General features: G+C 70.9%; 15 protein-coding genes and 1 tRNA gene. 11 read left to right on the top strand and 5 right to left on the bottom strand.

The features are described 5' to 3' along the window. Positions 1–131 precede the first annotated feature (131 nt). The 3 genes from Q0W60_RS04865 to Q0W60_RS04875 are packed head-to-tail and all read left to right on the top strand — an operon-like array spanning position 132 to position 2,144. On the top strand, positions 132–1,337 hold the full coding sequence (locus tag Q0W60_RS04865) for a pilus assembly protein TadG-related protein (protein ID WP_297693118.1): 1,206 nt from the start codon (positions 132–134) through the stop codon (positions 1,335–1,337). 2 nt (positions 1,338–1,339) lie between these two features. Beyond that, positions 1,340–1,756: a TadE/TadG family type IV pilus assembly protein gene (locus Q0W60_RS04870; RefSeq protein WP_297693120.1), complete on the top strand. Its 417-nt coding sequence runs from the start codon at positions 1,340–1,342 to the stop codon at positions 1,754–1,756. Then, complete coding sequence (locus Q0W60_RS04875) at positions 1,746–2,144, top strand: TadE family protein (protein WP_297693122.1); 399 nt, start codon at positions 1,746–1,748, stop codon at positions 2,142–2,144. The genes Q0W60_RS04870 and Q0W60_RS04875 overlap by 11 nt, the downstream gene beginning before the upstream one ends. Here the strand turns inward: Q0W60_RS04875 and Q0W60_RS04880 are convergent. Then, positions 2,141–2,482, bottom strand: coding sequence for a hypothetical protein (locus tag Q0W60_RS04880; protein ID WP_297693124.1), 342 nt, complete (start codon positions 2,480–2,482; stop codon positions 2,141–2,143). The two genes, Q0W60_RS04875 and Q0W60_RS04880, sit on opposite strands and share 4 nt — an antisense overlap. Before the next feature lie 133 nt (positions 2,483–2,615). Between Q0W60_RS04880 and Q0W60_RS04885 the strand changes: the two genes are divergently transcribed. Then, positions 2,616–3,329 carry an MgtC/SapB family protein gene (locus tag Q0W60_RS04885; RefSeq protein WP_297693126.1) on the top strand — a complete coding sequence of 238 codons (714 nt, stop codon included), beginning with the start codon at positions 2,616–2,618 and terminating at the stop codon, positions 3,327–3,329. A gap of 72 nt (positions 3,330–3,401) precedes the next feature. On the opposite strand, the gene Q0W60_RS04890 is transcribed toward Q0W60_RS04885, so the two are convergent. Further along, positions 3,402–3,491: transfer RNA gene (locus Q0W60_RS04890), tRNA-Ser, on the bottom strand. Between the two features lie 89 nt (positions 3,492–3,580). On the opposite strand from Q0W60_RS04890, the gene Q0W60_RS04895 reads away from it, so the two are divergent. From Q0W60_RS04895 to mazG, 7 genes are all read left to right on the top strand, one after another. Continuing rightward, a complete protein-coding gene (locus Q0W60_RS04895) occupies positions 3,581–4,528 on the top strand; it encodes a septal ring lytic transglycosylase RlpA family protein (RefSeq protein ID WP_297693128.1) in 948 nt (315 codons plus the stop codon). Positions 4,529–4,577: 49 nt separating this feature from the next. Continuing rightward, a complete protein-coding gene (tmk, locus tag Q0W60_RS04900; protein WP_297693130.1) occupies positions 4,578–5,210 on the top strand; it encodes a dTMP kinase in 633 nt (210 codons plus the stop codon). Next, positions 5,203–6,204: a DNA polymerase III subunit delta' gene (locus tag Q0W60_RS04905; protein ID WP_297693131.1), complete on the top strand. Its 1,002-nt coding sequence runs from the start codon at positions 5,203–5,205 to the stop codon at positions 6,202–6,204. The genes tmk and Q0W60_RS04905 overlap by 8 nt, the downstream gene beginning before the upstream one ends. A gap of 15 nt (positions 6,205–6,219) precedes the next feature. Continuing rightward, positions 6,220–6,996: a TatD family hydrolase gene (locus Q0W60_RS04910; protein ID WP_297693133.1), complete on the top strand. Its 777-nt coding sequence runs from the start codon at positions 6,220–6,222 to the stop codon at positions 6,994–6,996. After that, positions 6,993–7,820, top strand: a complete 828-nt coding sequence (locus Q0W60_RS04915; protein ID WP_297693135.1) for an MBL fold metallo-hydrolase — start codon at positions 6,993–6,995, stop codon at positions 7,818–7,820. Before Q0W60_RS04910 ends, Q0W60_RS04915 begins: the two co-directional genes overlap by 4 nt. Then, the gene (locus Q0W60_RS04920; protein ID WP_297693137.1) at positions 7,817–8,431 is read left to right on the top strand and encodes a phosphoribosylglycinamide formyltransferase; all 615 of its coding nucleotides are present in this window, start codon (positions 7,817–7,819) and stop codon (positions 8,429–8,431) included. Before Q0W60_RS04915 ends, Q0W60_RS04920 begins: the two co-directional genes overlap by 4 nt. 133 nt (positions 8,432–8,564) lie before the next feature. Continuing rightward, a complete protein-coding gene (mazG, locus tag Q0W60_RS04925; protein ID WP_297693139.1) occupies positions 8,565–9,431 on the top strand; it encodes a nucleoside triphosphate pyrophosphohydrolase in 867 nt (288 codons plus the stop codon). On the opposite strand, the gene hflX is transcribed toward mazG, so the two are convergent. The 3 genes from hflX to Q0W60_RS04940 form a co-directional block, all read right to left on the bottom strand. Further along, positions 9,399–10,715, bottom strand: a complete 1,317-nt coding sequence (gene hflX / locus Q0W60_RS04930) for a GTPase HflX (RefSeq protein ID WP_297693141.1) — start codon at positions 10,713–10,715, stop codon at positions 9,399–9,401. The genes mazG and hflX overlap by 33 nt on opposite strands. Next, positions 10,712–10,957 carry an RNA chaperone Hfq gene (gene hfq / locus Q0W60_RS04935; RefSeq protein ID WP_257818028.1) on the bottom strand — a complete coding sequence of 82 codons (246 nt, stop codon included), beginning with the start codon at positions 10,955–10,957 and terminating at the stop codon, positions 10,712–10,714. Before hfq ends, hflX begins: the two co-directional genes overlap by 4 nt. 154 nt (positions 10,958–11,111) lie before the next feature. Next, the gene (locus Q0W60_RS04940; protein WP_297693145.1) at positions 11,112–12,287 is read right to left on the bottom strand and encodes a c-type cytochrome; all 1,176 of its coding nucleotides are present in this window, start codon (positions 12,285–12,287) and stop codon (positions 11,112–11,114) included. Positions 12,288–12,405: the final 118 nt, after the last annotated feature.

Consider the following 12,405-nt stretch of genomic DNA (forward strand, 5'->3'; position numbering starts at 1 on the left):
AAATACACCAAGGAATTCAGCGCAATATTAAACGCGACCTAAGAGCCTGCCCGTCTCACGCGAAATTGGGCGCTCGACAGATGTTCAGCCTTCGCCATGCTTTTCAGATCCCTGCCGCGGTTGCGGCGCGCTTGCGGCGCGACCGGCGCGGCAACGTCGCGATCGTCTTCGCGCTCGGCATGCCGATGGTGGCGGCCGGCGCCGCGTTCAGCGTCGAGACCAGCTACGACTACTACCAGCACCAGCGCCTGCAGGCCGCCGCCGACGCCGCGGCGTTCTCGGGCGCGCTCGAGGTGGTCAACGGCTCGGACTCCACCACCGTCACGGCTGCGGCCAACAAGGCGGCGACCGACAACGGCTGGGACAGCTCCGCAGGCACGATCACCGTCAACACCCCGCCGCTCAGCGGCCCCAACCAGGTCCCGCAGGCCGTCGAGGTGATCCTCACCCGCAACCAGCCTCGCTACTTCACGGCCTTGTTCGTGGGCCAGCCGATCGCCCTGAAGCGGCGCGCGGTCGCCAAGTACCAGACCGCCGCCAACGCCTGCGTCGTGGCGCTCAGCCGCTCCGCCAGCCGCGCCATCGACGTGACCGGCAACGCGACCATGACGCTCGCCGGCTGCGACGTGGCCTCCGACTCCACCGCCAGTGATGCGATCCACACCTGGGGCTCCGCCACGGCGGTCGCCGATTGCGCGTTCTCGGTCGGCGGCATCGCCAACAACGGCGCCTTGACGCTCGCGGAATGCCCCGGCGGCATTAGCGGCGCCCAGAATGTCCCCGATCCGTTCAGCGCCTTGCCCACCCCCGCCGTCCCCGGAAGCTGCATCGCCACCTCCAGCTACAACGGCGCGTCGCTCAGCCCGGGCTACTATTGCAATGGGCTGACTCTCAAGGGGACGGACACGCTCGCGCCGGGCGTCTACTACATCTCCGGCGGTGGCTTCTCGGTCAACGCCAACGCCAACGTCAGCGGCTCCGGCGTGACCATCTACCTGAGCGGGACCGCCCGGGTGAGCATGCAGGGCACCGCCGACGTCCAGCTGCGCGCGCCGACCACCGGAACCTACTCGGGGATCCTGTTCTTCGGCGATCGCGCCAACTCGGCGACGACCTCCAACATCTTCAACGGCGACTCCGCCTCGCGGCTGACCGGCGACCTCTATTTCCCGACCCAGGCGGTCAGCTACAACGGCAACTTCTCCGGCATCAACGGCTGCACCTACGTGGTCGCCAACACGATCAGCTGGTCCGGCAGCAGCACGTTCAGCGTCGATTGCACGACGCAGGGCATGCAGAAGATCCCGGCCCGCGACCTCGTCAAGCTGGTGGAATGACCATGCGGCGCTTCCTGTCCTTCTTCACCGACCGGCGCGGTGTCTCGGCCCTCGAGTTCGCGCTGATCGCGCCCATCCTGTCGAGCGTGCTGATCCTCGGCTGGGATGGCTGGATGATGATCAACCAGACGACCGACATGCGCACGGCCGTGCAGACCGGCGCGCGCTACTACCAGATCGGCGGCAGCGACGACGCCGCCGCCAAGACCGCCGCGCTCGCCGCCTGGGTCCACAAGCCGGCCGACGGCGCGCTCACCGTGGCCCGCGTCTGCTACTGCGGGACCGCGGCCAACGACTGCAGTTCAACGTGCGCGAGCGGCACGCCCAGCACCTATCTCACGCTGACCGCCACCAGCACCTTCTCGGGGGCCATCGAACACAAGGCGCTCACCCAGTCGGAGGTGATCCGTGTCCGCTGAGCGGAACCGCCTGGCCGACGACCGAGGCGCCTCGGCGGTGGAGTTCGCGCTCCTCGCGCCCATGCTGCTGATCTTCCTGTTCGGCATCTTTCAGCTGGGCCTGGCGCTGCACTACGGCGCGAATGTGCGCTGGGCGCTGGAAAACAACGCCCGCACCCTGCTGCTGACGCCGGACACCACGCAGACCCAGCTCAAGACCGCGATGCTGGCCAATCTTTCGGACGTGCCCAACACCGGCTCGCTGGCCGTGACCCTGACGACCGATAACACCGACCCGAGCGCCAAGATGCTGAAGGCGACCTCGGCCTACACCTATCCGCTGTCGATCCCCATGCTGCCGAGCGTCGATCTGACGTTCAACGCCAACGTGACGGTGCCCGCGCCCTAGCGGACGGCGCCCACCAGCATCAGCAGGACCACCAGCCCCAGGCCCAGGCCCGCCGCGCCGGCCTTCAGCGCGAACATCTCCTCGGGGTTGTAGTCGGCCCACAGCTTCGCCTGGCGGCGCCACTCGCGCGCGATGGAGCCGGCGTCGGTGTCGTCGACCTCCGTGTCGCGGCCGAACTCCGTCGGGACCAGGTCGAAGCGGTCGGCTAGCCGGTGCAGCCAGAGCACCGTCGCGTCGCCGGCCCGCCGGAGCCGCGAACGGGCGCCTCGCGGCGCCGGCGGCGTGTCCGCGATGTCCTGCGAGGGGGCTTCGAGCTCGGGTCGCGGCGGCGGATTCATGGTCGGCGCTCCCACCTGCGGTGATCAACTGCGCAGCTTCGCCATGGTTCCGCGGCGGCGCCGCCGGCTCCGCGCAGCGCGTTCGCGGGAACCTACGAACGGCGGAGCTTCTTTCATCCCACCGGAGATGGACATGCCGCTGGTTCCCACCTGGCCGGATATCCTGCTGCGCCTGGGCCTGGCCGTCGCCGCCGGCGCGGCGGTCGGCTTCAATCGCGAGGAGCGGAGCCAAGCCGCGGGGCTGCGCACGACGATGCTCGTCTGCCTCGCCGCCGCCCTGATGATGGTGCTGGCGAACGAGCTCCTCGACACCACGGGCAAGGATGCGTCCAAGTTCGCGCAGATCGACGTGCTGCGCCTGCCGCTGGGCGTGCTGTCCGGCATTGGGTTCATCGGCGGCGGCGCCATCGTCAGGCGCGGCGACATCGTCACCGGCGTCACGACCGCGGCCACCATCTGGTTCATGACCTGCGTCGGGTTGTGCTTCGGAGCCGGCCGGCTGGGCCTCGGCGTCGGCGCGACCGTGACGGCGCTCTTCGTGCTGTGGGTGCTGAAGTGGGCCGACCTGAGGATCCCGCGAAAATTCCACGCCACGTTCAGCGTGCGCGCCCAGCGAAGCGGGCTCGCCGAGGGCGATCTGCGCCGGGAGCTGGCCGAGGCCGGCAACCGCATCATCGCCTGGGGCGTCACCTACGAGGACGGAGGCCGCAGCTACGAGGCCCGCGCCGAGGTGGAATGGCGGGGCCGCCAGGAGGAGCGCGGCCGCGAGCCCGCATTCGTCAAGGCGATCGCCGAGCGCCCCGCCGTGCTCCGCGCCGAGTGGGCCCCGAAGCCGACGGACGGGTGAACCGCCCGCCCATCCCGCTCGGGCGCCGCCCCGAGACATCCCGCATCGGACCTCGTCAATGCGCAATGGGGATGGCGGACGGGGTGGGATTCGAACCCACGGTGGACTTTCACCCACGGCGGTTTTCAAGACCGCTGCCTTAAACCACTCGGCCACCCGTCCGGCGAGCGCCTATAGCAGCGTGCGGGGCGGCGGCGCATCCGCAACGGACGGTTAACCGCGCCGCAAGCTTCGCCGGTCAAGCTCGGGCCATGCAAAGCTTTCCCCAAGGTCCGCAACCCGCCGCGCGGCGGGCCTGGCGCATGGGCGCCGTGCTCCTGGCGGGCGCCTCGCTGGCCGCCTGCGCCAGCGTGACGCCAAGGTACGCGGTCCGCGAACCTGCGGCCGGGCCGCCGGTCGGCGGCGGGCAGGGGTACAAGACCGGCGCGCCCTATCAGGTGGGCGGCATCTGGTACTTCCCGCACGAACAGCCGGATTACGACCAGACCGGGGTCGCTTCCTGGTACGGCGACGCCTTCAACCTGAGGCCCACGGCGGACGGCGAGATCTTCGACAAGGACCTGCCGAGCGCCGCCCACACGACCCTGCCGCTGCCCTCGCTGGTGGAAGTGACCAACCTCGACAACGGCCGCAAGCTGGTGGTGCGGGTGAACGACCGCGGCCCGTTCGTCGGCGGCCGGATCATCGACCTCTCCCACGAGGCGGCCCGGCAGCTGGGCTACGATCGCGCGGGGCTGGCGCGCGTGCGCGTCCGCTATGTGGGGCCTGCGCCGCTGAGGGGCGAGGAGACGCTGCGCTACGCCCGCGCCCGGATCCCGGCCAGGGCCGCGCCCGCGCAGGAGCCGCAGGCCGCCCCCGCCTCGACGCCGCTCGTCAAGCCGCCGGCGCCGGTGATGGTGGCCGAGCTGAAGCCGCTGCCGGCGCCGATCCCCGCTCCGCCTCCCGCCGACGCTCCGCCGGCGGCCGCCCCGGGCGGGTTCAAGGTGCAGGCCGGCGCCTTTGCGAGCGCCGAGAACGCTCAGCGCGCCGCCGACCGGCTGGCCGTCGCCGGCCACGCCGCGGTCGAGCCGATCTCGCGCGGCGGGGTCACGTTGTGGCGGGTGGTGCTGGACGGCGCCGCCGACGAGGATGCGGCCGAGGTCCTGCGCGAGAAGGCGGCCGGAATCGGCTTCGCCGACGCCCGGGTGATCGGTCCCTGAGCGTCCTGAGCCGGCTGGACTTCCGCTGCGAAGCGGCCATCTTGGACTCGTGGCGCGCGGGCGGTTCATCACATTCGAAGGCGGCGAGGGGGCGGGCAAGTCGACCCAGCTCAAGCGGCTCGCAGCGCGGCTGGAGGCGCAGGGCCTGAGCGTCGTCGCCACCCGCGAGCCGGGCGGCTCGCCGGGCGCGGAGGCGATCCGCGACCTCGTCCTGAACGGCGCCGCCGACCGCTGGTCGCCGGTCACCGAGACGCTGCTGATGTACGCCGCCCGCCGCGACCATGTGGAGCGGGTGATCCGCCCGGCGCTGGAGCGCGGCGCCTGGGTGGTCTGCGACCGTTTCGCCGATTCCACCCGCGCCTACCAGGGGGCCGGCGGCGGCGTCGATCCCGGCCTGATCGCGGCGCTGGAGCAGTTCATCCTGCCCGACGTCCGGCCGGACCTGACGCTGATCTTCGACCTGCCGCCGGACGTGGGGCTGCAGCGCGCCGCCGGGCGGGGCGGCGAGATGCGCTTCGAATCCAAGGGCATGGACTTCCACCGCCGGCTGCGCGCCGGGTTCCTGGCGATCGCCAAGGCCGAGCCCGGCCGCTGCGCAGTCATCGACGCCGCCGGCGGCATGGAGGCGGTGGAGGCGGCGGTCTGGGCCGCCGTCCAGGCGCGGCTGGCGGTTCATGGCTGAGGCGGCGATCGCCCATCCGCGCGAGGTGTTCGAGCTCGTCGGCCACGAGCCGGCCGAGGCCGCTTTCGACGCCAGCCGCAGCCGCGGACGGCTGCATCACGCGTGGTTGCTGACCGGGCCGGAAGGGGTGGGCAAGGCGACCTTCGCCTACCGCGCCGCCCGCCGGCTGCTCGGCGTGCCCGCGGAGCCGTCCCTGGGCCTGCTGGGCGCGCGCCCGGAGCATCCGGTGAGCCGCCAGGTGGCGGCGCGGGCGCATCCGGACCTGCTGGTGGTCGAACGCCTCGGCGACGACGGCAAGCCGCGCAGGGTGATCCCCGTCGACGAGGTGCGCCGGCTGTCGGAATTCTTCTCCAAGTCGCCGGCCAGCGCTCCGCACCGGGTGGCGATCGTCGACGCCGCCGACGACCTCAACCTGAACGCCGCGAACGCGCTGCTCAAGACGCTGGAGGAGCCGCCCACCCGGGGCGTCCTGCTGGTGGTGAGCCATGCGCCCGGCCGCCTCCTGGCCACCATCCGCTCGCGCTGCCGGCGGCTGGCGTTCGCGCCGCTGCCGATCGAGGCGGCCGCCGCCTTCGTGCGCGCCCGCAGCGAGGTCAACGCCGAGGAGGCGCTGCGGCTGGCGGCGATGGCGGGCGGCGCGCCGGGCCGGGCGCTGGCGCTCGCGGCGGGCCACGCCCTGGCGCTCGACGATGCGGCGCGGGCGATCGTCGCCGAGCTGCCGCGGCTGGACGAGGGGCTGGCGCTGTCGCTCGCCGACAGGTTCCGCGGCGGGGAGGGGATGGTCCAGTTCACCCTGCTGTTCGAGCGCCTCGCCGAGCGGGTGCATGCGCTGGCGGCCGCGCGGGCCGCCGAGGGCCAGGCGGCGCTTGATCGCTGGGCCGCGGCGTGGGAGACGCTCTCGCGCCTGCCGCGCGAGGTCGAGACCCTCAACCTCGACCGGACCGACGCCCTGTTCGCGGCCTTGACCGAACTGCGCCAGGCCGCCCAGGCCTGAGCCCGCCCAGAGCCGATGCTGATCGACAGCCACGTCAACCTGCACGCGCCGCAATTCGACGAAGACCGCGAGGCCGTCATCGCCCGCGCGCTCGCCTCCGGCGTGCGGCTGATGGTGGAGATCAGCGATCGGGTCGCCAGCTTCAAGAAGACCCGGCTGGTGGCGCAACATCCGGACATCTGGTGCACCGCCGGGACCCATCCGCACGAGGCCAAGGAGGACCCTGAACTGTCGCCGCAGACGCTGATCGACCTCGCCGCCGATCCGCGCGTGGTCGGCATCGGCGAGTGCGGCCTCGACTTCCACTACGACCTCAGCCCCCGCGACATCCAGGCCAAGGTGTTCCGCGCCCACATCGCCGCCGCGCGGCAGACCGGCCTGCCGCTGGTGGTGCACGCCCGCGAGGCCGACCAGGCTATGGGCGACATCCTGGAGGAAGAGCACGCCAGGGGCGCCTTCCGCATCCTGATGCACTGCTACACCTCGGGCGCCGAGCTGGCGGCCCGCGCGGCGGCGCTGGGGGCCTGGTTCTCGGTCTCCGGGATCGCGACCTTCCGGGCGGCTGAAGAGGTGCGCGCCGTGATCCGCGATATGCCGCAGGCGCGCATCATGGTGGAGACGGACTGTCCCTACCTGGCGCCCGTCCCGTACCGCGGCCGCCGCAATGAGCCGGCCTTCCTGCCGCACGTGCTGGCGAAGCTCGCCGAGATCCGCGGCTGGTCGCTGCGAGAGGCGGAGGCTCGCACCGAGGACGCCTTCTTCGCCCTGTTCGACCGGATTCCGCGCCCGTGAGCGCCGCCCTCGAGGTCACCATCCTGGGCTGCGGCTCCTCCGGCGGCGTGCCGCGGGCGGATGGCGAATGGGGCGCCTGCGATCCGGCCGATCCGAGGAACCTGCGCACCCGCTGCTCGCTGCTGGTCCGGCGCAGGGGGACGGGCCCCGAGGCGGAGACCACGGTGCTCGTGGACGCCGCGCCGGACCTCCGGCTGCAGACCGCCCAGGCCGGCGCCAAGCGGCTCGATGCGGTCCTGCTCACCCACGACCACGCCGACCAGGTGCACGGCATAGATGACGTCCGCGCCTTCTTCCTGCGCCAGCGGACGCGCATCCCGTGCTTCATGGATGCGGCCACCGAGCGCTCCATGATCCGGCGGTTCGACTACATCTTCCAGGGCGAGGCGGGCTATCCGGCGATCTGCGACGTCCGGCCGCTGCCGGCCCATGGCGTGCGCTGGACGGTGGAGGGACCATCCGGGGCCATTCCGGTGGTCAGCTTCGACCAGGATCATGGCGGCATACGCTCGGTGGGCTACCGGTTCGGCGGGGTGGCCTATTCCAGCGATGTGGTGAACCTCGATGCGGCGGCCTTCGAGGCGCTGGCCGACCTGGACGTCTGGATCGTCGACGCGCTGCGCTGGCGACCGCACCCGACGCACGCCCATGTGGAGCGCACCCTGGAGTGGATCGCGCAGGTCAGGCCACGGCGGGCCATCCTGACCAATCTGCACATCGACCTCGATTACGAGGACCTCGCACGCCAGCTCCCGGAGGGCGTCGAGCCGGCCTTCGACGGACTTCGCGTGTCACATGAACTCGCGTCGGAATTCGTCCAATGAACCCGCCGCTTAAGCTGGGCTTCCTGGCGTCAGGAACAGGCTCGAGCGCCCAGGCGATTGTGCGCGCGATCCGCAGGCGCGAGCTTGCCGCCGAGGCGCGGCTGCTGGTCAGCAATAACCGCGGCGCCGCGGCGCTGGATTTCGCACGCGCCGAGGGCGTGCCGAGCCTCTGCATTCCGACCCAGGCCGAGCCGGAGGCCGCCGACGTGCGGCTGGCCGAGGCGATGGCGGCCCACCGCGTCGAACTGATTGTTCTTTCTGGCTATCTTCGCCGGCTGGGGGCGCAGACGCTGGCGCTCTACGCGGGCCGGGTGCTGAACATCCATCCGGGGCCGCTGCCGGAGTTCGGCGGCCACGGGATGTACGGCCGGCGCGTGCACGAGGCCGTGCTGGCGGCCAGGTCGCCGGCCAGCGCCGTCGTGATCCATCTGGTCGACGAGGAGTATGACCATGGGCCCGAGGTGGCGCGGCGAGCGGTCGAGGTGCGTCCCGACGACACGCCGGAGACGCTGGAAGCCCGTGTACGGGAGCTGGAGCCGGCGTTCTTCGTCGAGACGCTGGAGCGGATCGCGCGAGGGGATCTGGCGCTGCCTCGAGAAGCCCATCGATAATTTCCGATAATCTACCTTAGGCGCAATTCGGACCGATGCTCCGGCGTGGCGATCCGTCTCCCCTCGTGCTCATCCACAACCGAATTCCGGGCCCTCTTGCGCCGCGGATGCGGTGCAGCGCTAGGATGGCGCCATGACCCGACCCGCGCCGCCGGCCGAGCTCCGGCCGATCGACCGGCTCCTCGCCATCATGGCGCGCCTGCGCGACCCCAAGGACGGCTGTCCGTGGGATATCGAGCAGACCTTCGCGACCATCGCGCTCTACACCGTCGAAGAGGCCTATGAGGTCGCCGACGCGATCGAACGCGGCGATCTCAAGGACCTCAGGGACGAGCTCGGCGACCTTTTGCTGCAGGTCGTCTTCCACGCCCGCATGGCTGAAGAGGACGGGGCTTTCGACTTCGACGACGTCGCGCGCGCCATCAACGACAAGATGGTCCGCCGCCACCCGCATGTGTTCGCCGATGAATCCTACGGCTCGCTCGCCGAGCAGAAGCAAGGCTGGGAGCAGCTGAAGGCCGCCGAGCGTCAGGAAAAGGGCCGCACGGGGAGCCTGCTGGACGACGTGCCCGTGGGCCTGCCCGCGCTCACCCGCGCGGTGAAGCTGTCCCGGCGCGCAGCCGGCGTCGGCTTCGTCTGGCCTTCGGCCAAGGAGGTGCTGGAAAAGCTCGACGAGGAAGTCGCCGAGCTGAAGGTGGAGGTCGCCGCCGGCGATATCGAGAAGGCCCGCCAGGAAATGGGCGACGTGCTGTTCGTGGTCGCCAACCTCGCCCGCGCCCTGGATGTCGACCCGGAGGATGCGCTGCGCGCCACGAACGCCAAGTTCGTCCGCCGTTTCCGCTACATCGAGCAGAAACTTGCGGAAGATGGCAAGTCGCCCGAAAGCTCCGACCTGCCGGAGATGGACGCGCTGTGGAACGAGGCCAAGGCTGCGGAGGCGGGTCGGGTCGAAGGGGACCGTGCCGCCTCAGCGCGCCCTCACCTGCGTCGCGGGGAATAGCTGCTCGAACTGGCCGAGCGCCTGGGCGGTCAGGCTGACCTGCAGGCGCACCGCCCCGTCGTCGGCGGTGTCGCGCTCGATCACCCGGCCGTTGCGGTAGAGCCAGGCGATCGCCGCGCCCTCGCCCGCCGGCGCGACGACCTCGACCGGCGGCGCCTCGTCGACCAGCCCCGAGACGGCGCGCAACAGGGCCTCGCACCCCTCCCCGGTCACGGCTGAGACCAGGATCGCCGGCGGGTGCGCCCGGCGGGCGTCGCCTCCCGCGGTTCGCCGCGCCTCCTCGTCCAGCAGGTCGAGCTTGTTCCATACCTCCAGGATCCGGCGCTCGTCGGTGTCGATCTCGAGCCGCGCCAGCACCTCGCGCACGTCCTGCGCCTGGGCCGCGCTCTCCTCGCTTGCGATATCGCGCACGTGAAGGATGACGTCGGCCTCCCGCACCTCCTCAAGCGTCGCGCGGAACGCCTCCACCAGTTCGTGCGGCAGGTCGGAGATGAAGCCCACGGTGTCCGAGAGGATGGCCGGGCGGCCGTCCGGCAGCTTCAGTGTCCGCAGCGTCGGATCGAGGGTGGCGAACAGCATGTCCTCGGCCACGACCTCGGCTTCCGTCAGGCGGTTGAACAGCGTCGACTTGCCGGCGTTGGTGTAGCCGACCAGCGCCACCGACGGGAACGGCACGCGCCGGCGCGCCGAGCGCTGCAGGGTGCGCGTGCGGCGCACTTCGACCAGCTCCCGCTTCAGCTTGGCGATCCGCTCGGCGATCAGCCGCCGGTCGGTCTCGATCTGGGTCTCGCCGGGACCGCCCATCACCCCGAAGCCGCCGCGCTGCCGCTCCAGGTGGGTCCAGGTCCTGACCAGGCGCGAGCGCTCGTAGCTGAGCCGGGCGAGCTCGACCTGCAGGCGCCCCTCCCGCGTGCGGGCCCGACGCGCGAAGATCTCCAGGATCAGCCCGGTGCGATCGATCACCTTGCAGTCCCAGGCCCGCTCCAGGTTGCGCTGCTGCACCGGGGTGAGCGCGTCATCGACCACGGCCACGTCGGCCGAGACGGCCACGACCAGCCGGCCGATCTCCTCAACCTTGCCCTTGCCGAACAGGGTGGCGGGCGTCAGCCGGCGGAGCGGCGCGATGATCCCGTCGCGCACCTCCAGGTCGAGCGCCTCCGAGAGCCCGACCGCCTCCTCCAGGCGCGCCTCGGGATCGCGGGAGCGGCTGCGGCCCTCCCGATCGGGGTGGATGACGACGGCGCCTTGGATCGGCGCCCGTCGATCGATGGATTTCGAACTCAATCGGTCTCGTCTTCGGCCGGCTCATAGAGCTGCACGGGCTGCGCCGGCATGATGGTGGAGATCGCGTGCTTGTAGACGAGCTGGGACTGCCCGTCTCTGCGCAGCAGAACGCAGAAGTTGTCGAACCAGCTCACCACGCCCTGAAGCTTGACGCCGTTCACCAGGAAGATGGTGAGCGGCGTCTTGGACTTGCGCACGCTGTTCAGGAAGGTGTCCTGGAGGTTCTGTTTTTTGTCGCTCACGGCTTGACCGCCTCTTTTCGTTGTCACGGGCGGCCAGCCGCCGCCCACACACGCGACGGCCACGCTAGACCGGGATTTGCGATGGGCGCAATTGCGCACGCCCCCCGACTCGGGCCGGAGGCTCGGCGTGTGCGGGCTCGGCCCCGGCGGCGGGTCAGAGCGTCTTCAGGTACTCGACGAGATCGTGCTTGTCCCTGGCGCTCAGCTGCAGGTGGCGGACCCGGTCGTAGTGGTCGACCACGTTGCTCAGGGTGGCCGCGCTCCCGTCATGGAAATAGGGCGCGTGGAAGCGCAGGCCGCGCAGCGGCGTGGTGCGATAGGCCTTCACGGCGGTCCGCGCCGCATAGGCGCCATCCATCCCGGTCTCCGAAGGCTGGTGCAGGATTCCGGCGTTGTTGTCGGTGCCGTTTCCGCCCACGTGACAGCTCTGGCAGTCGGTGGCGAACACCGCCTGCCCGTGGGCGGCGGCTGCGCTGGCGGACGCACGTCCGGCGACGGGCGCGGGGATGCCATGCTGGTAGGCCCTCAGCGGCGCCAGCTTGGCGGTGACGAGGTCCGGCGTCTGGTGGATGTCGATGCCGAGCCTCGGGTCGGAGAAGTCGCCGTGACCGCCCATCTGGGTCACCGCCACATAGGCGTTCCAATAGGAGATCGGGCCTTCCGCCGTGTAGGTCTCATTCTTGACGTCGGCCAGGCCATAGGCCGGCGGGATCTCGAGGGGCGTGTTCTTGCCGTCGAAGTTGTAGCGCGGGTCGTAGCGGCCCTTGCCCCACGAATTGTAGACCGCCCGCTGCTGGGGCGTGAGGACCGGCGACAGCGCGATGACCGCGCCGACATTCAGGGTGTGGTTGGGCCAGCCATCCAGCCGATGCCCGATTCCTGGGAGCATCGCGTCGTCGACGGTGGAATGACAGAGCGCGCAGGTGACCCCGATGCGCTGGACGCGACCTTCGTTGTCGAATGTCGCCTTGAGGCCCACCACCGCGTCCTCGCGCAACAGCTCCCGGGTGCCGCTCGCGCCCAGGGGGTTGTGCAGGATGAAGCTGCCGAAGTTGAGCTTGTCCATGTCGACCTTGAGGCCGAGCCCCAGGGCCTGCAGCGGCGTCACCTTGCGGTCCACGATCTCGGCCATGCGCAGCTTGTCGGTCCACAGCTGCTCGTCGCCGAACGTGTCGTAGCGGAAGATCTGCCGGCCCTCCGCCTCGGCCGCAGTCTGCGGCGCCGGGGGACGGTTGGCTGACATCAGCGTGCTGCAGCCGACCAGGGTGAGCACAGCGCCCGCCGCCAGCGACGCCAATAGGACAGGGCTCTGGATGATTTTGCTGGCCATCTGCGTCTCGCCCATCGCGGCTTGCGATAACGACGTTAGATAGGCCGGTCCGGCAAAGGTTCCCTCCGGCGCGGCGAGCCCTTTGCGAGAGCGGTATGGGCCGACCGACGGAGGCGCT

Origin of the sequence: Phenylobacterium sp. (genome assembly GCF_025934275.1) — a bacterium.
Taxonomy (GTDB): Bacteria; Pseudomonadota; Alphaproteobacteria; order Caulobacterales; family Caulobacteraceae; genus Phenylobacterium.